19 protein-coding genes are annotated in these 26,308 nt (G+C 72.4%); 6 read left to right on the top strand and 13 right to left on the bottom strand.

What is annotated here, in order from left to right; all coding sequences use genetic code 11:
- Positions 1–327: 327 nt before the first annotated feature.
- The 8 genes from WMF17_RS41770 to WMF17_RS41735 all read right to left on the bottom strand — a co-directional run bounded on the left by WMF17_RS41770 (position 328) and on the right by WMF17_RS41735 (position 13,514).
- A complete protein-coding gene (locus WMF17_RS41770) occupies positions 328–2,634 on the bottom strand; it encodes a sulfatase-like hydrolase/transferase (protein WP_437599139.1) in 2,307 nt (768 codons plus the stop codon).
- A gap of 97 nt (positions 2,635–2,731) precedes the next feature.
- On the bottom strand, positions 2,732–6,382 hold the full coding sequence (locus WMF17_RS41765) for a response regulator (RefSeq protein WP_437646521.1): 3,651 nt from the start codon (positions 6,380–6,382) through the stop codon (positions 2,732–2,734).
- An 89-nt stretch (positions 6,383–6,471) separates the two neighbouring features.
- Entirely contained in the window at positions 6,472–7,563 is a 1,092-nt protein-coding gene (locus tag WMF17_RS41760) for an isocitrate/isopropylmalate dehydrogenase family protein (RefSeq protein ID WP_437646520.1), read from the bottom strand.
- 17 nt (positions 7,564–7,580) lie between these two features.
- On the bottom strand, positions 7,581–8,693 hold the full coding sequence (gene ald, locus WMF17_RS41755; protein ID WP_437599136.1) for an alanine dehydrogenase: 1,113 nt from the start codon (positions 8,691–8,693) through the stop codon (positions 7,581–7,583).
- A gap of 152 nt (positions 8,694–8,845) precedes the next feature.
- Positions 8,846–10,462 carry a DUF4388 domain-containing protein gene (locus tag WMF17_RS41750; RefSeq protein ID WP_437599135.1) on the bottom strand — a complete coding sequence of 539 codons (1,617 nt, stop codon included), beginning with the start codon at positions 10,460–10,462 and terminating at the stop codon, positions 8,846–8,848.
- 36 nt (positions 10,463–10,498) lie between these two features.
- Entirely contained in the window at positions 10,499–12,385 is a 1,887-nt protein-coding gene (locus tag WMF17_RS41745; protein ID WP_437646519.1) for a diguanylate cyclase domain-containing protein, read from the bottom strand.
- The gene (gene dapF / locus WMF17_RS41740; RefSeq protein WP_437599132.1) at positions 12,382–13,179 is read right to left on the bottom strand and encodes a diaminopimelate epimerase; all 798 of its coding nucleotides are present in this window, start codon (positions 13,177–13,179) and stop codon (positions 12,382–12,384) included. The genes WMF17_RS41745 and dapF overlap by 4 nt, the downstream gene beginning before the upstream one ends.
- Positions 13,176–13,514 carry a DUF167 domain-containing protein gene (locus tag WMF17_RS41735; RefSeq protein WP_437599131.1) on the bottom strand — a complete coding sequence of 113 codons (339 nt, stop codon included), beginning with the start codon at positions 13,512–13,514 and terminating at the stop codon, positions 13,176–13,178. Before WMF17_RS41735 ends, dapF begins: the two co-directional genes overlap by 4 nt.
- A 201-nt stretch (positions 13,515–13,715) precedes the next feature.
- Between WMF17_RS41735 and WMF17_RS41730 the strand changes: the two genes are divergently transcribed.
- Positions 13,716–14,522 (top strand): hypothetical protein, encoded by an 807-nt coding sequence (locus WMF17_RS41730; RefSeq protein ID WP_437646518.1) that lies wholly within the window; start codon positions 13,716–13,718, stop codon positions 14,520–14,522.
- An 82-nt stretch (positions 14,523–14,604) separates the two neighbouring features.
- Here WMF17_RS41730 and WMF17_RS41725 read toward each other — a convergent pair whose 3' ends face one another.
- Positions 14,605–15,219, bottom strand: coding sequence for a hypothetical protein (locus tag WMF17_RS41725; protein WP_437599129.1), 615 nt, complete (start codon positions 15,217–15,219; stop codon positions 14,605–14,607).
- Between the two features lie 250 nt (positions 15,220–15,469).
- Between WMF17_RS41725 and zapA the strand changes: the two genes are divergently transcribed.
- The 3 genes from zapA to bioD all read left to right on the top strand — a co-directional run bounded on the left by zapA (position 15,470) and on the right by bioD (position 17,721).
- Complete coding sequence (gene zapA, locus WMF17_RS41720) at positions 15,470–15,799, top strand: cell division protein ZapA (protein ID WP_437599128.1); 330 nt, start codon at positions 15,470–15,472, stop codon at positions 15,797–15,799.
- Between the two features lie 75 nt (positions 15,800–15,874).
- Positions 15,875–17,029: an aminotransferase class I/II-fold pyridoxal phosphate-dependent enzyme gene (locus tag WMF17_RS41715; RefSeq protein WP_437646517.1), complete on the top strand. Its 1,155-nt coding sequence runs from the start codon at positions 15,875–15,877 to the stop codon at positions 17,027–17,029.
- On the top strand, positions 17,026–17,721 hold the full coding sequence (gene bioD / locus WMF17_RS41710; protein WP_437599126.1) for an ATP-dependent dethiobiotin synthetase BioD: 696 nt from the start codon (positions 17,026–17,028) through the stop codon (positions 17,719–17,721). The genes WMF17_RS41715 and bioD overlap by 4 nt, the downstream gene beginning before the upstream one ends.
- Before the next feature lie 411 nt (positions 17,722–18,132).
- On the opposite strand, the gene istA is transcribed toward bioD, so the two are convergent.
- The 4 genes from istA to WMF17_RS41690 all read right to left on the bottom strand — a co-directional run bounded on the left by istA (position 18,133) and on the right by WMF17_RS41690 (position 23,020).
- Positions 18,133–19,602: an IS21 family transposase gene (gene istA / locus WMF17_RS41705; RefSeq protein WP_437646516.1), complete on the bottom strand. Its 1,470-nt coding sequence runs from the start codon at positions 19,600–19,602 to the stop codon at positions 18,133–18,135.
- Positions 19,599–19,964 (bottom strand): hypothetical protein, encoded by a 366-nt coding sequence (locus tag WMF17_RS41700; protein WP_437599124.1) that lies wholly within the window; start codon positions 19,962–19,964, stop codon positions 19,599–19,601. Before WMF17_RS41700 ends, istA begins: the two co-directional genes overlap by 4 nt.
- A 1,015-nt stretch (positions 19,965–20,979) precedes the next feature.
- On the bottom strand, positions 20,980–21,591 hold the full coding sequence (locus WMF17_RS41695; RefSeq protein WP_437651453.1) for an ATP-binding cassette domain-containing protein: 612 nt from the start codon (positions 21,589–21,591) through the stop codon (positions 20,980–20,982).
- Positions 21,592–21,661: 70 nt separating this feature from the next.
- On the bottom strand, positions 21,662–23,020 hold the full coding sequence (locus tag WMF17_RS41690) for a serine/threonine-protein kinase (protein ID WP_437646515.1): 1,359 nt from the start codon (positions 23,018–23,020) through the stop codon (positions 21,662–21,664).
- A gap of 794 nt (positions 23,021–23,814) precedes the next feature.
- Between WMF17_RS41690 and dnaN the strand changes: the two genes are divergently transcribed.
- Together dnaN and recF are read left to right on the top strand one after the other, a co-directional pair.
- Positions 23,815–24,945 (top strand): DNA polymerase III subunit beta, encoded by a 1,131-nt coding sequence (gene dnaN, locus WMF17_RS41685; RefSeq protein ID WP_437483150.1) that lies wholly within the window; start codon positions 23,815–23,817, stop codon positions 24,943–24,945.
- Complete coding sequence (recF, locus tag WMF17_RS41680) at positions 24,942–26,093, top strand: DNA replication/repair protein RecF (RefSeq protein ID WP_437599120.1); 1,152 nt, start codon at positions 24,942–24,944, stop codon at positions 26,091–26,093. Before dnaN ends, recF begins: the two co-directional genes overlap by 4 nt.
- Positions 26,094–26,308 lie beyond the last annotated feature (215 nt).

Genomic DNA, 26,308 nt, shown 5'->3' with positions numbered 1-26,308 from the left:
GCCTGTGCGGTCTGCGGCGTTTGCGCGAAGCATGCCAGGCGCCCGGCGCGCGCGGAGCGAGCGCATCACGCGCACGCTGACGCACGCGCGGCGGGCGCATGACGCGCACGCGCGGGCGCGGGCGTACGTCGATCTCGACCCCGCGCGCGGGCGCCGCCGGGAGCGCGGAGCGGGGCACGCTGCCTCGCAGCGGGGCATCATGACGTCGCGGAGCGCGATCGCGCGCGGCCTGCGCGATGTCGCGGACGCCCGCGCCCGGCGCCGGCGCGCCGCCCGGGCGCCGTCAGCGGGCTGTCGTCTGCGCGCGGGCGCTGCGTCGCGCGGGCCTCATTGTGCGCCCCATACGTTGAGCACGGCCGCCGTCTCCGCGTCGATCGTGGCCGGCTCCCGTTGCGCCGCGGGCGCGCGCAGGGACAGGTCGAACGTCACGGTGCGTCTGAAGAGCGACACGGTGGCGAGCGGCATCACCTCGCGGCGGTTGAAGGCGCAGGTTGGGTCCACGTCGAGGTCGCAGAGAAAGGGTGGAACACCGAGCCGCCCCGAAAGCACGAGGTTACCCCAGCGCGTGGAGTAACGATCGCCGAGGGCGGCGATCTGGGGGTCGCGCTCGACGCCCTCGAGGCCCGAGGCGACGGCCGCAAGATCCTCCCCGAGCTGTTTGCGGGCGAACGAGAGGCCGAGGGAGGCGACCGCGGTGCGCGCGATGTCGATGATCTCGGTCGGGGCAGAGACGCGCTGGCCGGCGTAAAGGTCGCCGGGAAAGTGGACATAAAGCGGGAGCGCCAGGACCGGCTCCTGGAGGTCGAGGCTCTCGGCGTAGAGCGTGGCGTCGGAGCGCCCGCTGGCCAGGTCGCCGGTGACGATGAAGAGGGTCTCGTCCCACAGCCCGGCGGTCTTGAGGGTCCCGATGAGGTTGCCGAGGGCGCGGTCCTGGCCGGCGAGCGCGATGGAAAAGAGGTCGCGGATCCGGTCCCGATCGTCGGGGCTGAGGACGTCGCGGCGCCGGTTGCGCAGCCTGGCCAGCACCTGGGCGGCGCGGCGCGGCTCGATCGGGCCGGCGTAGTCGGCGGGCTTGAGGGCGTTCAGCTCCTTCGGACCGACTTCCCAGGGCGGGTGGCCGCCGCGCGCGTGGACGAACGCGAGCAGGCGGTTCCCGGCGTCCTGGCGGACGGTCTCGCTGATCCAGGCGGCGGCGGCGTCGATCGGGGTGGTGGCCGGCTCGCCGCTGGTCGGGGGGTGCTCGAGGACGCGGGACCAGCCGGGTCCGAAGCCGAACGCCCGGAAGGTGGTGGGGACACCGGTGAAGAAGCCGGTCCGGATGCTGCTGTCGCTCGCGATGGCGCCGATGGTGGTCATGCGGCCGGGGAGGCGGGCCCCTGTATCGGTGACCGTATGGGCTGGCGGCGGCAGTCCGGTGAGCAGCGACGCGATCACGGCGGACACGACGGTGCTCGGGCCCCGGTGGTGATCGAACGTCGTCGCCGACGTGGCGAGCTCGGACAGCGTGGCGAGGTGCGGCTCCGGGCGACCGCTCCAGGGAGGCAGATCGGGCCGCTCGACCCCGTTCAGGGCGACGATCACGACGGCGCGCGCCGCGGGCACCGACGGCGGGGGCTCCGGCGATCCGGCGAGGACGGGGTCGCCGAAGAGGATGCGTCCGCCGCGGGCCGCGGCGGCGGCGCGGAGCTCGAGGGAGATGAGGGAGCCCGCGAAGGGCGCGAGCGGCAGCTCGATGTCGGTCCAGGTCGCCTTGTCGCCGCCCTCGACGTGGACGCGATGGATCACGAGGGGCTCCTGGCCGTCGCGCAGGACGCGGATCTCGGCGTCGCCTTCCGCGGAGCCCTGCGCGCCGACGGCCGTGCGGAGGCGGGTCAGCCTGGAGGGGCGGAAGGCGCAGCGGACGGCGCCCGGGGCGCGCAGCGCGATGGACCGGTGCGGGACGCCCGACAGCGCCGCGGCGGGCGCGACGACGTCGCGCAGGGTCGGAGGGCCGTAGGTGCTCGGGTCCTCGTCGGGGATGCCCACGCGGACCCAGTCGACGTCGGCAAACGCCTCCCCTGCGCGGAGCCGGCCGGAGAACCGGATCGTGAGGGTGTGCAGGCCGGGGTCGGCGGGGAGCGTGGTGGTCGGGGTCGAGGCGATCCGGATCTGGTCGCGCTGGAAGCGGAGGGTCCCGAGGAGCTGGTCGTCGAGGGAGATGGTGGCGTACCGGGAGGCGAGGCCGACCGCGCGGGCGGACACGAAGATGGGGCTCGCGGACGGCAGGACGAACGTGAGCTTGATCTGTCGGTTCGAGATGCGCGCCCAGGTGGATCCAGCGTGCTCGACCGCCTGGATGCCGGTGGGCACGGTCCCCTGCCAGGCGAAGCGGCCGAGGAGGGCGCCGACGCCTGTATCGAACAGGAGCCCTCGGTGCTCGATGTCGCAGTTGGGCAGCTCGTCGACGAGGTGCACGAGGTCGCGGGCCGGGGGCAGCTGCGGCGCTGCGGGGCTCGCCGACGCCGCGGCGGCGCCGGCCGGAAGATCGCGGGTCGACGTCTCGCACCCGGTGCAGCCGGAGAGGAGCGCGGCCGCGGCGGAGAGGAGCGTGAGCGCGGCAGAGGGGTGGCTGGGTCGGATCACGCGGGCGCGCACGGGGCGTGCTCTACCACGAGCGGCGTTTCCTGCCTCTGGTTGGGCACCCGGGGCAGCGCGAGCTGATTCGACGGCGGGGGCGGCGCCTCCGGCGCGGTCAGCGGCGCCACGGCGGCGCGATGCGGAGCCGGGTGAGGCGGCCCGCCTTGACGAGCGCGAAGCGCACCCGCTCCTCGTCCCGGAGCTTCGCCCGGATCTCGTAGACGCCGTCCTTCGGCGCGAGCGGCAGCTTGGCGCTGCCGGTGCCCACCTTCCGCCCGTCCACGAAGAGCGTGTCGCCCGACCCGGCGATCACCTCCAGCATGCCGTGTCCCGCGGGGACCTTGTGCTCGGCGGCGAGCGGCAGATCCTCGGGGAGCACGGGGTTGGCCGTCGTCTCGCCGATCGGTCCGGCGGCCGCCACGGCCGGCGGCGCTGCGGCAGCGCTCGCCGTGGCGGCGGCGGCCGCCGCGGCAGCGCCCGGCGTGGCGGCGACCTGAACCTCTGCCGCTGGCGGGCTCGGCGGCTGGGCGGGCGGCGGGGCGCTCTGCAGCTCGTGATCGCGCGATAGCCGCGCGGCCACCGCGAAGACGAACGCCGCCACCGCGAAGAGGACCCACATGGTCATGCGGTTGTCGCGGGCGGGCGGCGGCGGCGTGGGCACGTAGGCGGACGGCCGGCGCACCCGGCGCGGCGTGGGCGACTCGTCGACGGAGGGCGCGGGGGCCGACGCCGCGCCTCGCGCTGCGGAGGGCACGGGCGCCCTCAGCGCCGTGGGCGCCGGAGCCGGCTCCTCGGCGACCGGGGGCGGCGGGAGCGAGCCGAGCGTGACGAGCCGCTCGGGCCTCGGGTACTCCAGCGCGGGCAACGTGGCGTCCGGCTGGCGCGGCGCCGGCCGGACGCCCGCCACGGCCGGCGTCGCGCTCGCGAGGGTCGCGGCCTCGGCCGGCGGGGTCCATGTCGCGCGCGCGCTGACCACATCGCCCTGGATCTCTGCGAAATCACTCGGAATTCTGGCGCTCGCCAGCGCCCTCGCCTCCGCCCTGAGCACGCTCGCAACCGCGACGGTCTCGTCGTCGCCGTCGACCGACACCACCGGGATGGACGCCGCCGAGCCGGGCGCTGACACCACCGACATCACCGGGATCGAAGCCGCCGAGCCGGGCGAGGACACCGCCGAGATCGGCGCCACCGAGCCGGGCACCACCGTGAGCTGGTCCTCGGCGAGCTCGACCGGGGCGCGCGATGACGCGGCGGCGTCGCCGCCGAGCTCCGGCAGCAGCGCCACGACCGGAGCAGCCTGCTCCGGGGCGCGTCGCACGCCGCGGAGCGTCTCCTCCTCGTGGATCACGGCGGGCGAGAGCAGGTCCTCTCCCTCGCGGCCGATCACGCGCCGCACGCCGCCGCGCGCCGCGACGTCGTTCAGCACGTCCTCGACGAGGCTCGCGGCGAACTCACCCGAGGTGATCACCGATCGCGGCGAGGTCCCCCGGGCGAGCGCCTTCAGGAGCGCCCGCGCCGGCTCGGGCGTCGCGTCGATGGTGGCGCCCATCCCCTCCAGATCGAGGATGACGCGCTCGGCTCGCATGAGGGGCGGCCCGTGGAGCAGCCGCTGTGCCGCCCGCGCCGCGGCGATCGCGGGCACGAGCTGCTCTGCGAGCGTCCCCTCGAACCCGGGGCGCGGCGGCGCCTCGAGCTCGCCCTCCGGCGCGGACGCCACCGCGAAGCGGCCGGAGCCGACGCCGAGCAGCGCCGCGAGCACCGCGGGGCCGCGATGGAACGTCCCGTCCTGCGCCGTCCGGGTCGCGCCGGCGGGGCGGCCGTCCTTGATCAGCACCTCGTACAGGAACGCGGCGTCGCGCACCGACACGAGCGCGTCAGGCCGGCGCGCGCACGCGAGCGACAGCAGCGTCCGCGTCGTCATGCCGTCGAGCCGCCCGCGGACCTCACCGCCGGTCGCGATGCGCTCGGCCACGCGCCGCCTGCCCCGCAGGACCTCGTTCACCCGCTGCACGAAGGCCGCGGCGCTCGCCTCCTTGCGGAGGTAGCCGTCGGCCTGGGCGCCGAGCTCGCGGAGCCGCTGGAGCAGGTCTTCCTTCCAGGACAGCAGGATGACCGGCACGTCGCGCAGCGCCACGTCGCGCTTGAGCGCCCGGCAGAGGGCGAAGCCGTCGAGGCGCGGCATGAGCACGTCGCTCACGACCAGATCCGGCGTCGTCTGGTACGCGAGGTCGAGCGCCCGCGCCCCGTCGTGCGCCTCGTGCACGTTCGCCCCCGCGGCCCGGAGCACGCCGGCGAGGAACCACGTCACCGCCGGATCGTCGTCCGCGACCACGATGTCCATCGCGTCGAGCGCCGCGTCGACCGGCGCCGCGGCGGACGCGGCGATCCCGCGCGCCGGCGCCTTCGCGCGGATCTCGCTGTGCAGCCTCGATCGGTCGCCCTCGGGCGCGCTCGGCGCGGTCATCCACGGCGCGAGCGGCAGCGCGCCCTCCGGACCGTTCGACGAGAACCGCACGCCGCCGTGCGAGCGGATCGTCACGAGATCGCGGATGCGCGCCACCGCGCCCCAGAGCGCCGCGAGGACCTCGGCGCCGTCGCCGAGATCCACGTGCTCCCCGCGGCTCCTCGGCTCGGCGGCGTCGCAGAGCCCGCGGCGCAGCTCCTCGGCGAGGCGCGCCCCGAGCTCGTCGAGGCTGACGGCCCCGAGCGGCCCGCGCGCGGCGCGCGTGTCGTCAGAGCGCACGCAGATCGCCGCGGCCTCCGCGGCGGCGCGCCGGAGCGCGTCGGGTGACGCCGGCTTCGCGAGCGCGCGCGCGGCGCCGAGCGCAATGTACGGGGCCGCGTCCTCCGGTCGGGCGAAGCGCCCGACGGCGACGACCGGGCAGAGCTCGGTCAGCGGGTCGGCGGCGAGCGCCTCCGCGAGCCCGCGCGCGCCCGGCAGATCCGCGTCGAGCAGGACCACGTCCGGCGCGAAGGCGCGCGCCAGATCGATCGCCGTGTCCACGTCGTCGGTGCGCTCCACCTCGAACGACGGCCCGGCGCCGGCGCTCCCCGGATCGAGCGCCCCGGCGAGCGGCGCGCCGCCCACGACCAGCACCGTGATCGACGCCGCGAGCGACGCGGCCTCCGGCGCCTCGGCGGAGAGCGCCTGCTCCGCGCTGCGCGGCGAGGACGCGCGCGCGCTCGCCTCCTCGTCGTCATCGAGCGTGAGCGGCTCGGCGACGAGCGCGCGCCCATGGCTCACGCCCGCGATCCAGGTCGTGCTCTTGCCCTGCGCGGCGCCTGCGTCCGCGGCCTCCTGCCCGGCGCAGCGCGCGCTCGCCGGTCCGGCAGCGTGCGCGCGCTGCGCCACCGCCTGCGCGCGCGGCGCCTCCACCTGCTCGCCGATCGCCGACTGCCCCCATGCCAGGGCGGGCAGCTCCTCGAGCATCTTCCGCAGCGCCGCGGTGACCTCGCCGCTCGGCCGGCCGCCGCTCGGGCCGATGAGCTGCGACTCTCCTTCGGCGAGCCGCTCGGCGACGCGCGCGAAGCGCAGGAGCCGCGCCCCGGCGCTGAGCGAGTGCAGGCGCCGCTTCAGCTCCTCCGCGAGCCGCGGCGCATCGTCGTCCGCCTCGATCCGCCGGACCATCGTGCGGAGCTCGGCCACGCGGCGACCCAGGTTCGCCACGAACTCGGCCCGCGCCCCGCCCAGCCGCTCGTGCCGAGCCTCGCCCGCTGCATTGCTCCGCGGCCCCGCGTGCTCCACCGCCCTCGATCCTACGCCCATTGGCGGTCCCGTATCACAGGAGGATCGGACACCCGAACTTCTCGGCGATCGAGCCCGCGCGGTCACCGGGCCAGGGCGCCGGCGTCACCTCATTGAACGCCCAGCTCCGCGGCGATCTGCTCCCGGACCCAGGCCCCTGCGGCCTGCGTGCCGAGCGTGCCGCCGACATCGGCCGTGCACTTCCCCTGGTCGAGCGCCTGGGAGACCCAGCGCTCGATGCGGCGCTCCTCCTCGGGCCACCCGAGGTGGGCGAGGAGCAGCCCGGCGGTGAGCATCGCCGCGAACGGGTTCGCCACGTCCTTGCCGGCGAGCGGCGGCGCCGACCCGTGGACCGGCTCGAACAGCGCGACCCGCGCCGGATCGGACGCGTGCACGTTCGCGCTCGCGGCCATGCCGAGCCCGCCCTGCAGCGCCGCGCCGAGATCGGTCACGATGTCGCCGAACAGGTTGTTCGTCACGATCACCTGGAACTGCGACGGATCCTGGATGAGGTACAGGCACAGGGCGTCCACGTAGACGTGGTTCGACTGGATCTCGGGGTACTGGGCGCGCACCTCGTGAAAGACCCGCAGCCACAGCTCGTGCGCGTGCCGCATCGCGTTCGACTTGTCCGCCATCGTGACCCGCGTCCGCCCGCTCGCGCGCGCGTAGTCGAAGGCCGCGCGGATGATCCGCTCGACCCCCTTCCTCGTATTTACGTCCTCATTGATCGCGACCTCGTCGGGGGTACCTCGCTTGAACTGGCCGCCCATCCCCACGTAGATGCCCTCGGTGTTCTCGCGGAACACGACGAAGTCGATGTCCTTCGCCGCGCGGCCCTTGAGCGGGACGAGCCGGTCGGACAGCGCCCGGACGGGCCTCACGTTGGCGTAGAGATCGTAACCGAAGCGCATCCCGAAGAGGATGTCGCGCGCGTGCTCGAGGTTCGGCACGCGGGGATCGCCGAGCGCGCCGAGGAGCACCGCCGAGCACTCGCGCTGGATCGCCACCTGGATCTGGTTCGGGAAGGTCGTCCCGTCACGCAGGTACCTGTCGGCGCCGAGGTCGAGCTCCCAGAGGTCGATCGGCAGCCCGGCGCGGGCCTGGTAGAGCTCGAGCAGGAGCCTGGCCTCCGCGGTGACGGACGGGCCGATGCCGTCGCCGCCGATGATCGCGATCTTCTTCTTCTTTCCGGTTGCCACGGGGTTGCGTTCCAGGCTCAGCCGAGCGCGCGTTCGACCGGCACGTACTCCAGCCGGTGGGTTGCGGCGACGGGGCCGTAGGTCACGTGTCCGCCGTGGGTGTTGATGCCGAGCGCCACCGCCTGGTCGGCCCTGGCGGCGGCGGCGATGCCCTGGTTGGCGATCGCCACCGCATAGCCGATCGTCGTGTTCGTCAGCGCCCAGGTGCTCGTGTGCGACACCGCGCCGGGCATGTTGGCGACGCAGTAGTGGACGACCCCGTGCACCTCGTAGGTCGGGTTGTCGTGGGTCGTCGGTCGGCACGTCGCGATGCAGCCCCCCTGATCCACGGCGACGTCGACCACGACGGTCCCCTTCTCCATGCAGCGGATGTGGTCCTCGGTCACGAGCAGGGGCGCCTTGGCGCCGGGCACGAGCACCGCGCCGATCACGAGATCGGCCCGCTCGCACATCGTCTCGATGTTCTCCGCGTTGGAGTAGAGCGTCTCGATCGCACCGCCGAACACGTCCTCGAGGTAGCTCATCGTCTCGGCGCGCACGTCGAGCACGGTGACCTGCGCCCCCATGCCGACCGCGATGGTCGCCGCGTTCCGCCCGACCACGCCGCCGCCGAGGATCGTCACGCGGCCGCGCCGCGTCCCCGGCACGCCGCCGAGGAGCACGCCCTTGCCGCCCCGCTCCTTCTCGAGGCACGAGGCGCCGACCTGGACCGCCATCCTGCCGGCCACCTCGCTCATGGGGCGGAGCAGCGGCAGCGAGCCGTCCTCGTGCTGGATCGTCTCGTACGCGATGCCGGTCACGCCGCGCCTGGTGAGCTCCCTCGTGAGATCGGGCTCGGCGGCCAGGTGCAGGTAGGTATAGAGGAGAAGACCCTGGCGGAAGTGGCCGTACTCGGAGGGGAGCGGCTCCTTCACCTTCACGACCATGTCGGCGCTCCACGCCTCCGCTGCCGATCGTGCGATGACGGCGCCCGCCCGCACGTAGGCTTCGTCCGAGAGCCCGCTGCCCTCGCCGGCGCCGGACTCCACGAGGACCCTGTGCCCGTGCCCCACCATGGCCCGGATGCCCGCGGGGGTCATGCCGACGCGGTACTCACGTGTCTTGATCTCCCTGGGGACTCCGATAAGCACGCTCGCTCCTCTCCTCGCCGAACTGCGGAGCGAGGCGTCTGCGACGATAGCAGAAACGCGCCCTTGCAACCCTGCAAGCCACCGATACGGAGGCTGTTTTCGAGGCGAGAAACCTCGGAAGATCCGTTCGAATCGACCCTCGTGTCAGCTGTTCACACCCCTGCGGCGGCCTCGAGCGCGGCGCGCACCAGCAGCGTGATCTGTCCTGGAGAGGCGAGATCGAGCGGCCCCAACATGGCTTCTGCGTCGAGCAGCAGGAGCTCCAGCGCCTCGCAGTGCGCCGCCAGCGCGTCCTCCCTGGCGTCCCCGAGCCGGACGACCGCGGCCGCGCCGTGCAGGGCGAGCGCCCAGGTGGGGGCGAAGCTCTCCTCGGTGGGGAGCCCGATCAGGGCGAGCTCGACCCCGTCACCGAGCCGGATCACGCCGAGCGGCCTCGGGAGCGGCGCGTGCGGCGGCGGCTCGGCCGGGACGACGGCGTCCGCGATGCGGCGGACGGCGTGGGAGAGCATCGTCATGCGGCGCGCGCTCGCCGCGATGACGAGGTGCGGCGGCGGCGCGAAGCCCGGCCGGGCCAGGCGCGTCACAAGGGACCGGAGCACCGGAAAGTGCTCCGGCGGGGCGAACGGCGTTGTGAGGTCGGCGAGCGAGATGCGGCGGATCTTCCCGGCCGCGGTGAGCTCCATCAGGACCTCCAGGATCAGCAGATCCGGCGCGCCGATCTCGTCGAGCAGCTCGTCCAGGTTGTGCGGCATCTGGAGCAGCGCCGTGAGCTTCTCGGCCACGACCCCGCGCTCCGTCGGCTCCCCGAGCGACGAAGGCGGCGCCGTCGGGAAGCGCATCGCCTCGAGCTTGAGCGCGGTCGACTCGGCCGCGCGGAGCGTCGGCGGCGGCGGCGGCATCGATCCACCGCGGCTCCCGCGCGCCGCGCTGGTCGGCATCGGCGCGGTGATGTCGGGCACCGAGGTCGCGGCGCTCGCCTCGTCCGCCGCGACCTCGGTGCCCCCGGAGGCCGCGCCGACGTTGAAGGTCTCGTGGCTGTGGAGGGGCGGCAGGTCGAGATCGTCGCTCGACGGCTCGGTCACCAGGAAGGCCTCGCCGGCCGGCGCGAGCTCGATGCGCCGGCGCTGGACCTCGTCGACCTGGTGGAGCGCCTCCATCAGGAGCCGCGATGTCGGCACCATGAGCCGGCGCGCGCTCGTCGGCTCGCCGGGGGAGAACGCGAAGTGGCCGTCGCGCTCCCCGAGCAGCCGGTAGAGCGCCTTCTCCCCTTCGAGGAGGCGGTAGACGGCGTCGATCACCTCCCCCGCCGAGAGCCGGAGCTCGCCGGCGCCGATCGGCGTGGTGATCCCGAGGACGCCGCTCCGGCGGTTCATCGCGAGCAGCTGGAGCAGGTCGACGAGCGGCACCTGCTGGAGGTCGCCGCGGATCTCCTGCAGCGGCGTCGGCTTGGAGCCGCGCGGCGAGGCCTCGGTGATGCGCGAGACGATGTGATCGACGTCGCCACGCAGGACGTCGTCGGGGCCGAGATCGCCCTCGGCGCCGTCGACGACGAACAGGATCGGCGTGTCGGCGAGGTCGGGGACGGCGGCGAACGCGTCCGCGAGCGCGCTGTCCTCGTCGATCGCCCTGGCGGCGAGCACGACGTCGGGCCGGCGCTTGAACGCCTGCTCCACGGCCTCGAAGGCGCCGTTCGCGTTGTTCACCGTCAGGCCGCGCGCCCTCAACGCCGACGCGAGCGCGCCGAGCGCGTCCACATCCGAATCAACCAACAGCACCCTGCGAGACACTGGACGGCGCCCTCCGAGTCAGCCGAAGACCCGCAGCCCGGCCGCGCGGCCGAGCCGCTCGGCGAGGAAGTCCGCGAGCAGCGGATCGGCGGCGTGGATACCCTTCACGAAGCCCCCCTGGTTCCGCCCGACGAGGGCGTACGCGCCGTGCTCCGCGAGGACGCAGAGCGCCTCGATGTCGTCGCATCCCGGCGAAGATCGCAGGTCGAGGGCGTGCACCACCACGTCGTCGCGCGGCGAGGCCAGCAGCGCCTTCACCTGAGCGCCGAGGCTGAGCCCGTCGTGATGGGCGACAAGGATGAACACGGCCCCCCCGCGGAGCGCGTTGCGGACCACCGACGTCGTGAGCAGGACCGTATCGGACACCGACAGGTCGAGCGCCCTGGGCGCCGAGATCGCGGAGGGACCCTCGGCGCTCGGGGCCTCGCGCACGAGCAGGCTGAAGACCTCGCCGATGGTCCGCCGATCCTGGGGGATGCGGTGCATGATCGAGGACTTTGTGGCGTCGGCGCGCCGCCGGGCGATGCGAAGCAGCTGCGCGAGCCCCTGGCCGTCGTGCGGGAACGTGGCGACCCCGACGAGCAACCCCTTCGGCAAGTACCCGGCCCGCTTCTCGCTCCCGGCGACGCGCGAGAGCATCCGGCGGTGGCAGGCGTGCGCCTCCAGCCCGGCGGTCTCGGGCATGAGCAGGTGGAACTCGTTCTCGTCGACGCGGGCCAGGATGTCGGTGTCGCGCACGGCGCGGAGCAGGTGCTCGGCGACTTGACCCGGGTTGAGCGTGTTCGAGGGGGGCGGCGGCGTGGCCCGCCAGAAGGCGAGGTCGTCCGGGCGCTCCGGTACGGCCGCCGCGTCGGGCTCGATCACGATGGTGGCGATCGTGAACCGGCGGCCGTGCCGCTTGGCCTTGTCGATCTCCCGGCCGGCGACGTCGACGTAGTAGGCGAACGAGTAGGCGCTCGTCGCCGGATCCTTCATCGCGGCGCCGCCGGCCGAGCGCTCGCGTTCGCCGAGCAGGGCGAGCGCCGTCGTCGCCTGCATGGCGAGCAGCTTGACGAGGCCGTCGAGGAGCGGAGCGCGCCGGGACGTGGAGGCGCTGCTGTCCGGGCGCCTGACCGAGGGGAACGCCGAGCTGCGACCGGGCTCCTTCTGGAGCAGGAGGTGCCCCGCCGACACCCTGCGGAGGGCGAGCGGGACGACGACCAGCTGCTCGCGCCGGGCGAAGTCGAGGATGTCTGCCTCGCTCCCGTAGGCCGGCGCGCGGTCGAGGGGCCCGGTCAGCGCCGAGCGGGCCAGCTCGGTGGAGCGCTCGCCGACCGTCAGGTACACGGCGGCCGCGGCCGCGGCGGTCGCCTCGACGAACACCTCGGCGAGCTGCTGGGCCGCCGCGTTGCGGTCGCGCGCGTCGGCGAGCTCGGCCACGCGGGCGATCCACCCGGCCGCGCGCGCGCTGCGCGCCGACTCCTGTTCGAGCTGCATCCGGAGGGCCCGCTCCGCGAAGCGCACCCGCACCGAGCCGACCGCGTTCAGCACCTCGTCTCCGCCGAGCGGCAGGAGGAAGAGCCCGGCGCCGCCGAGCGCGACCGCGTGGGCGCCCGCCTCGAGCTCTGCCCGCGTCGCCAGCGCGAAGACGGTCGCCTCGGGCGCGAGGGCCTTCAGATGGTGAACCATGGCGAGGCCCGCCCCGTCGCCGAGCCCGACATCGATGAAGGCGACGTCGGGCGCGCCGGCCTCGGCCAGGGCGATCCCCTCCGAGAGCTCGCTGGCGAGCATCAGCTCGTCCGACGTGACGACCCGCGAGAACAGCGTATGGGTCGCCTCGTCGGCGATGACGGCGAGCACCTTGAGCGAGATCTCGTGGACCGGCGCCCGGTTTGGGCTCCAGACCCCCTCGAGCGAGGTGGTCACGCGATCACCACCTCGCCCGAGAACGCCCGGCGCGCCGGGCCTTGCATGAGCAGCTCCAGGGATCCGGCGGCCACGGTCACGCGCAGCGAGCCGCCCGGCAGCACCACGCGGACGGGCGATCCGTACGGTGCGCGGCCCTGCGCGCACGCCGCGGCGGCCACGGCGCAGGCGCCCGTGCCGCACGCCAGCGTCCGGCCCACCCCGCGCTCCCAGACGGTCACGTCGATGCACGCCGCCTCGCCCGTCTCGGCCGGTCGAACGCGGCAGAACTCGACGTTGATGCCCTCGGCCGGCGTGGTCGCGACGATCGGCCCGAGCGCGTCGATCGCGTCCTCGGTGTAGGGATCGAACGTCACGGCGTGCGGGTTGCCGACGTCCACGGTGGCGAACCGGTGCTCCGCGCCGAGCGCGGTGACCGCGAGCGGCTCGCCCATGCGGGCGCGGCCCATGCCGACGAGCACGTCGAAGCGATCGCCTGCCCGGGTGACCTCGCAGCGCTTGTCGCCGGCGTCGGTCGCGATGGTGATCGCCTTCTGGGGTGTCCCTCGGGAGACGAGGTAGGCCGCGACGCAGCGGATGCCGTTGCCGCACATCTCGGGGCGGCTCCCGTCGGCGTTCCAGACGTGCATGCGGGGTCGCTCGCGATCGATGACCAGCACGCCGTCGGCGCCGACGCCGAACCGCCTGTCGCACAGGCGCCGCGCCGCCTCGGCGGTCATCGGGACCGCCTCGACGAGGATGAAGTCGTTGCCAAGACCTTCCCACTTCTCGAACCGGACGACGTTGTCCCTCATCGCTTCGCTCCGGAGAGCCGCATTCGCGCCTCGGTCTCGTTGAGCCCGCGGACGGCGACGACCTTGCTCCTGCCGCTCGCGCCGAGGGCGATCTGGATATCGCTCTGGCGCACGTCGAGCGCGCGCGCGAGCAGCTTGACGAGCTCCGCGTTGGCGGCGCCGTCGACGGGCGGCGCGGCCAGCGACACGTCGAGCGCCCCCTCGCGCACCCCGGCGATGGCCGAGCGCGACGACCTGGGGCGCACCTGGACCGAGATGCGCACGCCTTCGGCGCGCTCGGTGATCGCGAGGCGACTCCATGAACCGACGGGATCGCTCTCCTCGGGTTTGCTCATCTGGCCGTTGCCATCGTAGCGTATCTGGAGCTCACGCGTGGTTCCCGCGAGCCGCGGCAGCGTCGCTCGGCGGACGGCCACCGCGAATTTGCCGCTCGGCGGGCTGACCCGCTACTCTTTTCGACCAGGTCGTGGGCGCGGCTCGCGCAACACGATCCGGCAGGGGCGACTTGCGCCGGCGGTTCTCGATGGTCGCCGCTGATGCTCATTTCCGCGGTGGAGGCGTTTGCCATGACTGATGAAGGACAAGGGTCGGTGGCCGCGACGTCCGGCCTTGCGAGGAGGTTGTGTGCGCTCGCGCTGCTCGCGGCGTCGGGTGGTCTGCTCGCGTCCGCATGCGCCAGCAACGAGAGCAGCCTGTTCATCCGCATGCGGATGGCGCCGACGGAGGACTGCACGGTGGCCTGCGGCCCTGGCGAGGAGTTCATGACCGAGGACTCCGTCGATGCCGCGTTCAATTTAAGCCACTCGGCGACGCTCCTCGTGGGCAACCAGATCGTGCAGCGCGGCGACTCGGACGTGCTCCGCACCGAGACGTCGCGTGTCCAGCTCTACGAAGCCGAGGTCCGCGTCGCCGACCTCGCGGGCAACCCCGTGACGGAGGGGTACGTGGTTCCGATCACGGGCCTTGTCGACCCGGGGACGGGTGACGACCCCGGCTACAACTGCACCCAGGTCCTCCTGATCGACGGTGCCACGATGGATAGCCTGGGCCGCCGGTCCGCGGAGCTCGGGCGCCGCGACATCGAGGTCGTGGCGACGGTGGTGGTGCGGGGCAGGACGCTGGGCGGCCAGGAGGTCGAGACCGCCGAGTGGTCCTACCCTGTCCGGGTCTGCTTCGACTGTAGCCCGTGCGTCACACACCCGGAAAACTGCTGCACAGGCTCCACGGAGAAGGTGTGCCAGGAACTCGACGAGATCGAGCGTACCTGCTCCGGCAGGCGGGGCCCGATTGACTGCCGCGACCTGGGTACGACCTGCGAGGCCTACAAAGCCAGGCGCCTGTAGCTCCGTGCCCCGGCGATCCCGCCGGGGATGGCTGGCGGGCGGAGCCAGGACGCCCTCCCCCGGGCGCTGGCTCGAGGCGCCGTCACGGCGTCGCTTCAGCGCGGCGCACCGGGGCCGCCTCGGGTGACGGTCCCTTCATCGCATTGAACAGATAGACGAACGGGAGGCCGAGCAGCGCGAGGTCGACCTGGGCGGCGAGGACGACCGCGGTCTCCTTCGAGTCGCCGAGCCCGAGCCGCATCTGGGCGAGCAGCCCTGTGCTCATCGCGTAGCGCGAGTGGAAGTTGTAGCTGCGGACCCCCCAGAAGACGCCGGCGGCGATCCCCGGCTCCACGGCCTTCGCGTCGTCGCTCCACCGGCCGTACATCCCTGCGGAGAGGACCAGCGGGAACGAGTCGAGGACCGGAACGAGCGCCGAGACGCCCGCGCCGGCCTGGAGCTCGTCGAAGGCGTGGGTGAGCACCTCGGCATAGGGTCCGACGCCGAAGTCGTCGTTGGCGGTGCGGCCGAACAGGACGTCTCCTCGCAGTCCAGCGTGAAAGACGGTGGTGTCCCACAGCCGCCGTTCGAGGCCGGCGCCGGCGAGGCCGAGGGTGACGCCGGCGCTCGCCTGGGGTTCGGCGCGGGCAGTGCCGTGCACGAGGACGACCCCCAGGAGGGCGGCAATCAAGGCAGCTGGGCGGCCCGCCGTAGCCATGATGGGGCGATGCTACAGGGCGCTGCCGGGGAGCGCGCTCGAATTCTGCGATCGGCGCTGTTCAGCGCGGTTGTCCGGGGCTCGTCTTCGGGGTTTCCGGCCAGATCTCGGCGCGGGTCTCGCGGTTCGCCGGCGCTCGATCCGGCGCTCGATTGCCACGTTGGTCACGGCGCGGATCGCCCCGTTCGCACATCGCACAGTGCATGCCGCTCTGCGCGTCTGGCGGGGTTCGTGGTAGCGTCCGGGGGCTATGGCGCGCCGCACCGTGCAGCTACGGGTGGGGGGTCAGACCTACCGCGTGGTGACTTCCGCGAGCGATGAGGAGCTCCAGCGGCTCGCTGCTGTCGTGGATCAGAAGCTCGCCACCGTTGTGCCCGCCGGCCGCTCTGTGACCCCCCAGGCCATGTTGCTGGCCGCCATCGCGCTCGCGCACGACCTGGAGCAGGAGCGAACCCGGACGGCCCTGGTCGCCGGGCGCGCGCGGGATGCGTTCGGGCGGATCCTGCAGCGGGTGGACGCGGTGCTCGGCGCCGGCCCGGAATCGCCGTCTTCGGGTGAAGCGAACGGCAGCACGCCCTGAGCCGGAGCCCCTTCAACCGCCCGGGCGTCCCTGGTGACGGCCCTGCTGCTGACTGGAGATGGCATGCCTGCATCCATGGATGAAGCTCCCCTTCCCCACGCGTCGACGCCCGATGGTGTGAATGCCCTCCGGCACCTGCAGGACGAGCTCTCCGAGCTGGAACGCGCGGGCTTGCTGCGCACGCCTGCGGCCGCCCCGCCTGTCGCCGGGATGCTGGTGCTGTGCTCCAACGACTATCTCGGCTACGCCGCTCTCCCCTGGTCCTCGGAAGGCGGGGCCGCGAGCGGTGCGGGCGCGTCCCGCCTCGTCAGCGGGACGCACGAGGCCCACTTGATGGCCGAGCGAGAGATCGCTGCGTGGCTGGAGATGGACGCGGCGCTCCTGTTCTCTTCGGGGTACGCGGCCAACGTCGGGACCGTCACCGCGCTGGCCAGGCCGGGGGATGTCATCGTCTCGGACGCCCTGAACCACGCGTCGCTGATCGACGGCTGCCGTCTGTCGGGAGCGGCGGTCGAGGTGGTTCGCCATGTTGACGTCGAGGCGGTCGAGAGCGCTCTCGTGCGCAGCCGCGGCGCTCGCTGCCGGTGGGTCGTGACCGAATCGCTCTTCAGCATGGATGGCGACAACCCCGACCTGCGCCGTCTCCGCGCGCTGTGCGACCATCACGACGCCGCGCTGGTGGTGGACGAGGCGCATGCCCTTGGCATCTGTGGGCCGCGCGGCGCTGGCCTTTGCGCCGAGACTGGCGTTCGCCCTGACGTGCTCATCGGCACGCTCGGCAAGTCGCTCGGGCTCCACGGCGCCTTCGTCGCGGGCTCCGCGACGCTGCGGACCTACCTGTGGAATCGCGCCAGGAGCTTCGTTTTCTCGACCGGCATCAGCCCCATGGTGGCCCTGGCGTCGGTGGACCGCGTCCGTCGTGCCTCTGCTGACGATGCCGCTCGGGCGCGCCTGGCCATGATCACGCGCCAGCTCCGCGCGGGCCTGCACGCGCTGGGCGCCCCGCTGCTCCCGGGTTCATCGGGCCCTATCCTGCCGTGGATCTTGAAGTCGCCGGGTGCCGCGGTGGAGATGTCCCAGCGCCTCGCGCGGGAGGGCATCCTTGTCCAGGCGATCCGACCGCCGACGGTGCCGGCGGGCACCTCGCGGCTCCGCATCACGGCCAGCGCGTCCCTGTCGGAGGTCGACGTGGAGCGCGCCCTCGCAGGGTTCCGCGAGGCGCTCCGATGAGGGGCCGTCCTGTTTCACGTGAAACAGGGCAGCTCCGGGTCGCGGTGGTCGGAACGGGGACCGGGGTAGGCAAGACGCACGCATCGGTGGCGCTCGTCGCCGCGCTGGCAGCTCGCGGCGACAAGGTCTGCGGCTTGAAGCCCATCGAGTCGGGCGTGAACGGCCTCTCGACGAGCGACGCCGATCAGCTCGCCCTGGTCAGCTCGGTCCAGCCCGAGCCGGCGCCGTACCGCTTTCTGGAGCCGCTCTCGCCCCATCTGGCGGCACGCCGCTGCGCCCGAGGCATCTCGTTGGATCTCGTGGCCGCGTGGGTCGACAGGCAGCAGGCTCCCTTGGTGATCATCGAGAGCGCCGGCGCCCTCCTCTCCCCTCTGGGGCCGGGCGTGACGAACGCAGATCTCGTGCGCGCGCTCGCTCCTGACGCCGTCGTGCTTGTCGGCCTCGACCGGCTCGGCATCCTTCATGAAGTGGCCAGCTGCATGCTGGCCCTGCGCGCGCTCGCCCCTGGCCTGCCGCCAGCCCTGGTGGTGCTGAACCCGCCGGCAGCACCTGACGCATCGACCGGGACCAACACGGGGGAGCTCGAGATGCTGGGCATTGCTCGGGATGGCGTTGTGATGCCGCGTGCCCTCCCCACAGCGCCGGCGTCGCTTGCTGCCGCCGCGCTCACCTTGGCGCGACTCGGCATGTAGGAATGCGATCGCGCTCGGAGCTGCGGACGAGCGTCTGGTTCGACGTCCGCCGGGTCTCGGCCGAGGACGGTTGAATCACCCTGCTCTCCGAGGTCATCAGGCCTGCCGTCAACCTCGGGTCGAGCATGCTCATGTCGCCCAAGCTCGTCGCGGGGTGCGGGAACCCCGCCGGACTTGCCTGAGCCCCCGGCTTTCCGGCAGACGAAGCGATCGAGCGGCTTGACCGGACCGAGCGTCGCGTCCTTGGTGCGCGCCGCGAGGTTTCTCTGGTCGCGCTCGCGCTTGTCGAGCGTGGCCAGTTCCAGACAGAGCTCTGCGGGCGACATCTTGCTCCTCGTCGCGTGCGTGATGAGCGCACGGATGGCCTCCGCGGAGGCGCGGAATCCCAGGGCGCGGAGCGCCTCGGCGGGGTCATTCTCGGTCGTCATCGTAGCTTCCGAGATCGTGGGGGATGACGTCACGGTCGACGACGTGGGGCCCGAGCTCGATTGGCAGCACAGGGCGCGGGCGCGCGCGGCTCTGTTCGCACAAAATGGCCAGCGCGCCGTAGTCGTGGCTTCCCTTCTTGAGCAGGTCTTCGACCGCGACCGCGAGCACGCGGGCGCCGTAGAGGTCGAGCAGCTTGGTTGTCCGCGCCACCAGCGACCCGACATTGCGTCCGTCGGCGAGCCAGAGGCGCATGAGCGCTTCGACCTGGGGGACCTCGGCGCGGAGCCGGTCGCGCCGCTTGCCATCGCGCGCCCCCGCCTTGATGGCGAGCAACGCGGCGCGGTGCTCGGATGCTTCGATGACCTGGCCTTTCGCCCACGAGCGCGCGTGCTGCCCGACGACGCGGCCCTCGTCGAGCAGGCGCACCTCGACGTCGGTCGCGACGAGCCGCAGGGTGCGATCCGCAGCCTCAGGAAGGACCGAGTAGCGGTTGCCGTCGAAAGACACGAAGGCGGTCTTGTCCGCGGGCACGCTCGTCACGAGCTCGGTCGGGATCGTGGCGCCCGGCAGCGGCAGCAGCCGCGCCTTCTCCTCGGCGAAGACCTCCCCGACGGTCCGGTCCTTCTGGGTCGGGTGCCGGCGCTGCATCGCGACCGTCTCGAGGAAGTGGAGCAGCGCCGCGTTGCCGCTCTCGATCGAGGGGATCGTGCGCGCCGGAAAGAAGCGTGTCTTCAAGTAGCGAATCGCCCGCTCGACGCCGCCCTTGTCGGTGGGCTTGCGCACCCGGCAGGCGCGCAGCGCGACGTGCAGCTGCGAGGCGAGCTCGATGAGCTCGGTTTGGAAGCGCAGCGCGCTGCCCTCTCGCGCCGCGACGATGCTCTTCGGATTGTCGAAGAGCCACTCGTGCGTGACACCGCCGAAGTACTCTGCCGCGCGCACGAGCGAGCGGACAAGGCTCGCCGTCGTCTGCTCGAGCACGAGCTCTGCCCAGATCGCGCGCGAGTAGCGCAGCAAAAGCACGAAGCAGTAGAGCGGGCGCACCCCGCCGGCGACGCGGAGCTTGCCGACGTGGGCCCAGTCGATCTGCGACTGCTCGCCCGCAAGCGTCTCGATGCGCAGGTAGACCTCGTGCCTTGGCGCCGGACGATTCAGGAGCACGAAGCGCCGGAGCGTCCGGATGCTGCCGGTGTAGCCGCGCTCGACGAGCATGTCGTACAGGCGTGTCGCGACCAGCGTCGGATGAAGATCGAGCGTGCTCAGCACAAAGCCCTGATAGGCGTCGAGCACGCTCGGGCGCGGCCCCCCGTCCTTCGGCGAGGGGCCGTGGGGACCGACAACACGGTCCACCACGTCGTGGTGCAAGCCGAGCTGCTCCGCGATCGTGCCCTTCTTCCAGTGCTCGCTGAAGTAGAGACGGCGGATCTCGGCCTCGGTCTGTCGATCGATCGTCATCGCGACCACTCCCACGACAGTTGCCTCAGGTCACGGAAGTCGCCCGGCAGCCGCAGGGCGCGCGCCGCGCGACGACGGGCGGGTGACACGCGTGCAGCCACGCCTACCTCGTAAAAGACGTTGCGCTCGCCGTAGCCGAGACCGTCGAGGAGGCCGAGCTCGCACGACGAGGTCGATTGCTCGTCCACACACAGCACAACGCAGAGCCGCTCTCCCACAAAGAGCGAGAGCCCTTCGAGCAACGTCGCCGCCGCGCGCGGGTGGACGAGCGGCGCCGGCGGCAGGATCACCTTGCCGATGTCCTTCGGTCCCTGCGTGATGAGCAGGCGCGTGCGCGTCGGCTCCGGGGACAATCTCACCATCGTCGTATCCATCGATTGCATCTCCTGCCGAGTGCGACGCGGCCGGTGTGTCTGCGGTGGGCGCGCTCTCGGGCGGAGCGACGGTGACCGCAAAGGCCAACTTCTCGGCAGCCTGATCCGTCACGCAGCGAGGCGAAGGCGGCGGGGTCTCGCTGCCGCCTTCGCGCGCGGCGGCGTGCTCGGCGGCACGCTCGGCCTCGCGGCGCCTCTCCCGGTACACCCGGTTGTGGTCGCGATGATCGGCGCGCCCCCACGCGCTCTTCTGGTGGCGCGCGTTGCTCCGCCGGCGTGATGCTCGGCGCCCGGCGTCGCGGTGCTCGGGGCTGCAGTAGACCTGCCCGCGATCGCAGCACGCGCACACGAAGAACACGCCCATACACCACGGGCAGCGTGCTTCCCGACCGATCTGCGCCCCGCCGTCGTGCACCGCCTCTCCGGCGGCGTGACGATTTCTTGCCCTCCTGGTCGGTCTGGGCAAAGCTCCGGCGCGTCGCGCACCGTCACGTCGCGCCGACCGAGGGCTCAGGCTGCAACCTGGGCCCTCTTCCTTTTTGTCACGCCGACGCCCGCAATTTTACGGGCGGGCTATCTCCGGGGGCCAGTTCGCGTCCAATTTCCGCGGATCCGGGTGGCCACCTACAGGGTCCGGTTCTCACCGCGCGCACTCACCTGCCCCGCCTCCTCGCTGCGACCGAAAGACTCCGCCGAGCGCACGGGATGAGCTTGCTCTCGACGCCGAAAGCTCTCGCGCACGTGTCCGGGTGGCCAACCCCGAAGCGGCCCTCTCACCGGGACGAATCGGCAGAAGTGCAGCCGAGCCCGGCGGTGTTGCTGCTCCTCGACTGAAAGCGTCGACATCTCGGACGCTTGCCTCTCACGAGCCCGGTGCGGCGCCCCGGCTCACTCATCGTTTCAGCGCGAGTCGCCGCTGTCGGGCACGATGGGCTCAGCAGCCAGCAGACGAGGGCGACGACCTTGTTTCACGTGAAACTGCCCGGGCTGCTTCCTCGCCGGCTCAGGTCGACTCGGTGACGACCCGACCCCGCTCCAGCACGAGACGAGCGGCAGCTCGATGCCGGAAGACGTCCGGCTCGTGCGAGACCACAACCACAGCGGCGCCCCGCGCGACCTCCGCGTCCACGACCGTGAGGAGCCGCGCGACACCAGAGCGGTCCAGGCCCGTCGTGGGCTCGTCCAGCAAGACCAGGGAGGGATGGTGAACCAGCGCTCGCGCGAGCGCGATGCGCTGCCGCTGGCCGCGCGAGCACGTGCGCAGCGGTCGCAACGCGAAGGTCCCCAGCTCGAAGCGCTCCTCCGCGCGGCGCCACGCCTCGTGCGCGTCCAGACCATGGAAACCGGCCGCCAGCTCGACGTTCTGCCGGCCGGAAAGATCGGGGTACGCCAGCGACTCGTGCGACAACCAGCCGATGGTGCGGCGAACCAGCCCCGCGTCGTCCCCCAGCGGCTCGTAGGTGACAGCACCCGACGTGGGACGAATCACGGTGCCCAGGATGCCGAGCAGCGTCGACTTGCCTGATCCGTTCGCCCCCTCGATGAGCGTCAACCGCCCCGACTCGACGGTCGCGCTCACGCCACGCAGCGCCGCCGTCGTTCCGTACGTCTTCACGACGCCACGCGCCACCACGCGCTCGATCGCATCCACTGCGCTCACCTCGCTTCTGCGCTCCACACCGCGGTCAGCTCTGGCCGCCGCCTCGCGTGCGACCTTCACCCCGAACGACGGTGGTCATGTCCTCCGGGAACGCAGGCGGATCAACCAGGGTCGCCTCCGTATCGTCCGAGAGATCCGTGCCCCGATCGAGCGGGGGCAGCGACGGGATCGTCGGACGATCCTCCGCCTCGTCGTCCCGGAACTGTCCGTCCACCACCTCGGCGACCGGCTCGCTCCGCCTGCGTACAGCGCCCCGGTCGCTCGATGCGCCGATCGCCGGTGGCGACCACGCGCTGTGACGCAGCTGGACCCCGTTGCCGCCGTCCGTGACTCGAGGTCCCTTCCTCGCCGCCTCCGGCTCAGGGTGAGCGCCCGCGACGACGAATCGACCAGGCTCGCCGGTGTCCTGCTCGCCCCCAAGCCGCGCGAACGTCATCGTCCCATCGTCGTTCCGATCCTCGACGATGCTCTGGACCGCCACGCCCTCCAGCCGGCGCTTCTGTGACATAGGGACCTGGTTCTTGAACCGCCGCAGCGCCATCTGGAACTCCCGGGCGCTCTGGAAGCGCTCCTCGCGCTCCTTCGCCAAGGCGCGATCCACAAGGCGCGAGAGCCCGGGCGGCGTCGTCGGATCGAGCGCTGTCACAGGGCGGTGCCAGAGCGTCAGGATCTGGACGAGCAGCGCGTTGTAATTGCGCGCCACGAACGGGCGCTGGCCGGTCAGCGCCTCGTAGAGGATCACGCCCACAGCCCATAGATCGAGCCGGTGGTCAAGCTCCGCGTCCCCTCGAGCCTGCTCGGGCGCCATGTAGTACGGCGTGCCCATCACCATGCCGGTGCGGGTCAGATCCATCGCCATCCCATCCATTCCGGACGCCCGGGAGATGCCGAAATCGAGCAGCTTGGCAACCGGCAACATGCCGGCACGCTCCGAAAGGAAGATGTTCTCCGGCTTCAGGTCACGGTGGACAATCCCCCGCTCATGTGCCGTCACCAGCGCCGAGAGCACCTGAAGCATGATGTCTACGAGCTCGCTCGGCGGCACGACCCGGCAGCGCTCGAGACGCTGCGCCAGGGTCTCACCGTGCAGGCGTTCCATCACAAGGTAGGGGCTGCCGTCATAGAGCCACCCCATGTCGTAGACCTCGCAGATGTTCGGATGACCGATCCGCCCCGCGACCCGCGCCTCGTGCTCCAATCTGGAGATCGCCTCGTGCTTCTGGGTCTCCCGCGGATGCATCACCTTGACGGCAACCAGCCGACCGATCTGGAGGTGCTCGGCCTCGTAGACCGCGCCCATGCCGCCCTCCCCGATGATGGCGGTGACCCCGTACTTGTCGCCGATCACGTGGCCGAGCAGCGAGCGCCCCGACGACGCACCCACCCGATGGCTCTCCGACCACGCTTCGATCCGCGCGTCATCCGCACGGACAGGCGGCGGTGCGCGCGACGCCACGGCGCGCTGCTCGGGACGCGGCGCCGGCGCGCCGCGCGTGGCTGAGCTCGGCCCCCCCCTCGGCGACGGAGGCGCCGACCTCGATGAAGGCGGCGCTCCCCCCGGGGGCGGCAGTCCGCTCGATGCGGGAGCCGCCGATCTCGGCGGCGCAGCCGGCCGTGGAACGGGCTGCAACGGAGCCGCAGCAGCCCGCCCACCGGACGACGAGGGCGCCTCGCACGACGCAACCACGAGCCCGGTCGCCGGACACACGACCGCCGCACCGTCGTGGTGGTTACCGCAGTGGATGCACCGCACCGAACTCAAGTCCGTACATTTTGCAATACTCCATCCGGGTGCTGCTCGGAACTGCACAGCGCATCAGGTCAACGCGTGCCCCGTCGCGCTCGGTTCTACATTCCCGCACCCACCCCGGGGATCTTGGGGATAACCCCGTCGGGAACCCTGGGGGCAAAACGGGGGAGACTCGCCGCCCGCCAGCTCTCCCCTGTCCACCTACCCCTGAGCACGGTCCATTTACCCCAGGGCGCTAGCTTCTAACTGTTCGTATTTATTGTGAAATCTGAGTTATCCCCGCCCTCCACAGCACCTACGACGAAGACGTTGTCTTTATTTATCTATTTCATGGAAGAGAGAGGCGTCCCGCAAGGTCACGGGAGCGCTCATTTCCGAGGCACGCCCGGGCGATAACCCTGCTAAAGGGAGCAGCTCCGGAGTCGGCTATGGACCTTGTGATCCCCAAGAAAGATCTGCTTCGCCTCGTTGCACGCTGCCAAGGCGTGGCGGACAAGAAGAGCGCCATGCCGGCGCTCGCCAACGTCCTGCTCGCCGCCGAGGGCAACGCCGTCCGCGTCGCCGCGACCGACCTGTACATCGGGGTCACCGGCCAGACGCACGCGGACATCAAGACCGGCGGCACCGTCGCGGTCCCGGCCAGGGACCTGCTCGAGCGCGTGAAAGCCATGCCCGATGGCCCGATCCAGATCACCACCACCGAGGGCGCGCACACGTCGCTCAAGGCCGTCGGATCACCCCGGCGCTACACGCTCCCCGGCCTCCCCGGCTCGGAGTTCCCGCAGCTGCCCGTCCCGGCGCACGACGCGCCCTCGCTGGAGCTCCCCGTCGAGCAGCTCGCGCTCCTGATCACCAGGACGCACTTCTCGATCTCCACCGACGAGACGCGCGCGCACGTCAACAGCGCCCTGTTCGAGTGGGCCGGCGACCGCGTCAGGATGGTCACCACCGACGGCCACCGCCTGTCCAAGATGGAGGCGACCGTCTCCGGCAGCTCCGCCACGGCCACCATGCTCATCCCGCTCAAGGCGATCACGGAGCTCCGCCGCCTCGCCGAGGAGGCGCGCGCCGAGAAGGAGACCCCGATGGTCGCCATCACCCAGAGCGGGCCGAACGCGTTCTTCAACATCGCCGGGATGCAGTTCTCGGTGAAGCTCGTCGACGCGCAGTTCCCCCCCTACCAGCAGGTCATCCCCTCGGTCACCGAGCGCTCGGTCCGCGCGCCCCGCGTCGCGTTCGCCGAGGCCCTCCGCGCCATCGCGCTCGCCGCCAACGACCGCACCGGCGGCGTCAAGCTGTCGATCGCGCCCGGCACCCTCCGGATCACCAGCGAGAGCCCGGACACCGGCGCCGGCTTCGACGAGCTGGCCGTCGACTACAACGGCCCCGAGGTCACCATCGGCTTCAACGCCAAGTACTTCCTCGACGTCCTCGCCTCCATCGACGACGACGAGGTCGTCCTCGGCATCTCCGGGGAGCTCGACCCCGCCGTGCTCCGGCCCGGCAGCGAGTCGAACCAGCAGAGCTACGTCGCCGTCATCATGCCGATGCGGATTTGAGCGCGCCCACCGACGAGCTCCAGGGACGCCTCCCGAGCCTGCTGCTCGAGCGGCTCCAGATCCGGGAGTTCCGGAACCTCGGCCGCGTGGACGTCGAGCCCGCGCCGCGCCTCAACGTGATCGCCGGCAACAACGGTCAAGGCAAGACGAGCCTGCTCGAGGCCATCTACTTCGCGGCCACCTCGCGCAGCTTCCGCACCCACCGCGCGGCCGAGCTCGTGCGCCACGGCGCCGACGTCACGAGCGCGCGGGCGCGCTTCGTCGAGCGACGGGACGCGCTGCCGCCCCTCGGGCGCGAGCAGACCGCCGCCGTCGAGCAGAAGCGGTGCGTCGTGCGGATCGACGGCAACCGGCCCCCGAGCCTGGCGAGCTTCGCGACGCGCTCGCCGGTCGTCGCGTTCCACGCGGAGGAGCTCGCGCTGTCGACCGGGCCCGCGAGCGCGCGGCGCACGCTGCTCGATCGGCTGGCGCTCTTCATGGATCCGCAGAGCGCCGACCACCGCGCCCGCTACGCGCAGGCGCTCCGCGCGCGCCACGAGGTGCTCCAACGCGGCGGGAGCGGGTCCACGCAGGCGGGCGCCGAGCTCGACGCCTTCGAGGAGCTCTGCGCCGTCCACGGCGCGGCGCTGACCCGCGCCCGCGAGGCCGCCGTCGAGGCGCTGGCGCCGGAGCTCACGCGCGCCTTCACCCGCATCGCCGCGCCGGACCTGATCCTGGCGGCCCGCTACGCGCCGGGAGGCACCAGCGACGCCCAGCAGGCGCGCGAGACGCTGCGCGAACACCGCCGGCGCGACGCCCACCGGCCGAGCGCCGGCTTCGGTCCCCACCGCGACGACCTGCTGCTCGAGCTCGATGGGCACCCCGCCCGCGTGGTCGCCTCCCAGGGGCAACACAGGGCCCTCACCCTCTCGCTCAAGGCGGCCGAGACCGCTGCCATTGCGTCCGTTCGGGGCGTAGAGCCCATTCTTCTGCTGGACGACGTGTCGAGCGAGCTCGATCCCGACCGGACGGCCGCGCTGTTCACGTTCCTCGGAATGGCGCGTGGACAGGTGTTCCTGACGACCACGCGGCGCGATCTCATCGTCACGCCGGGCGTCGCTCCGTCGGAGCGGCGCGATTTTCACGTTGAAGGCGGCGCGCTCAGCTGACGTGCGTCGAGGGCGCGCGGGCGCTTACCGAGCGGACGCTGAAGGGCGGATGCGCGCCAAGTCCCGCCGCGACCCATGAGCGCCGCCAGACGCGTTGATCGCCCCCCCAGCCCACGAGTTGGGGCGCTCCGGACGCGCCCGCGCCGGGCGCTGAAAATACGGTGTTACGAGGCTTCCGGACTCGGCGAAACGCTTGCCCGAGCCGCTGATTTCGG

This window comes from Sorangium sp. So ce362, from assembly GCF_051519845.1.
Lineage (GTDB): Bacteria > Myxococcota_A > Polyangia > Polyangiales > Polyangiaceae > Sorangium.
The sequence above is the reverse complement of the archived record's forward strand: the minus strand, read 5'-3'. Positions and strand labels throughout refer to the sequence as shown.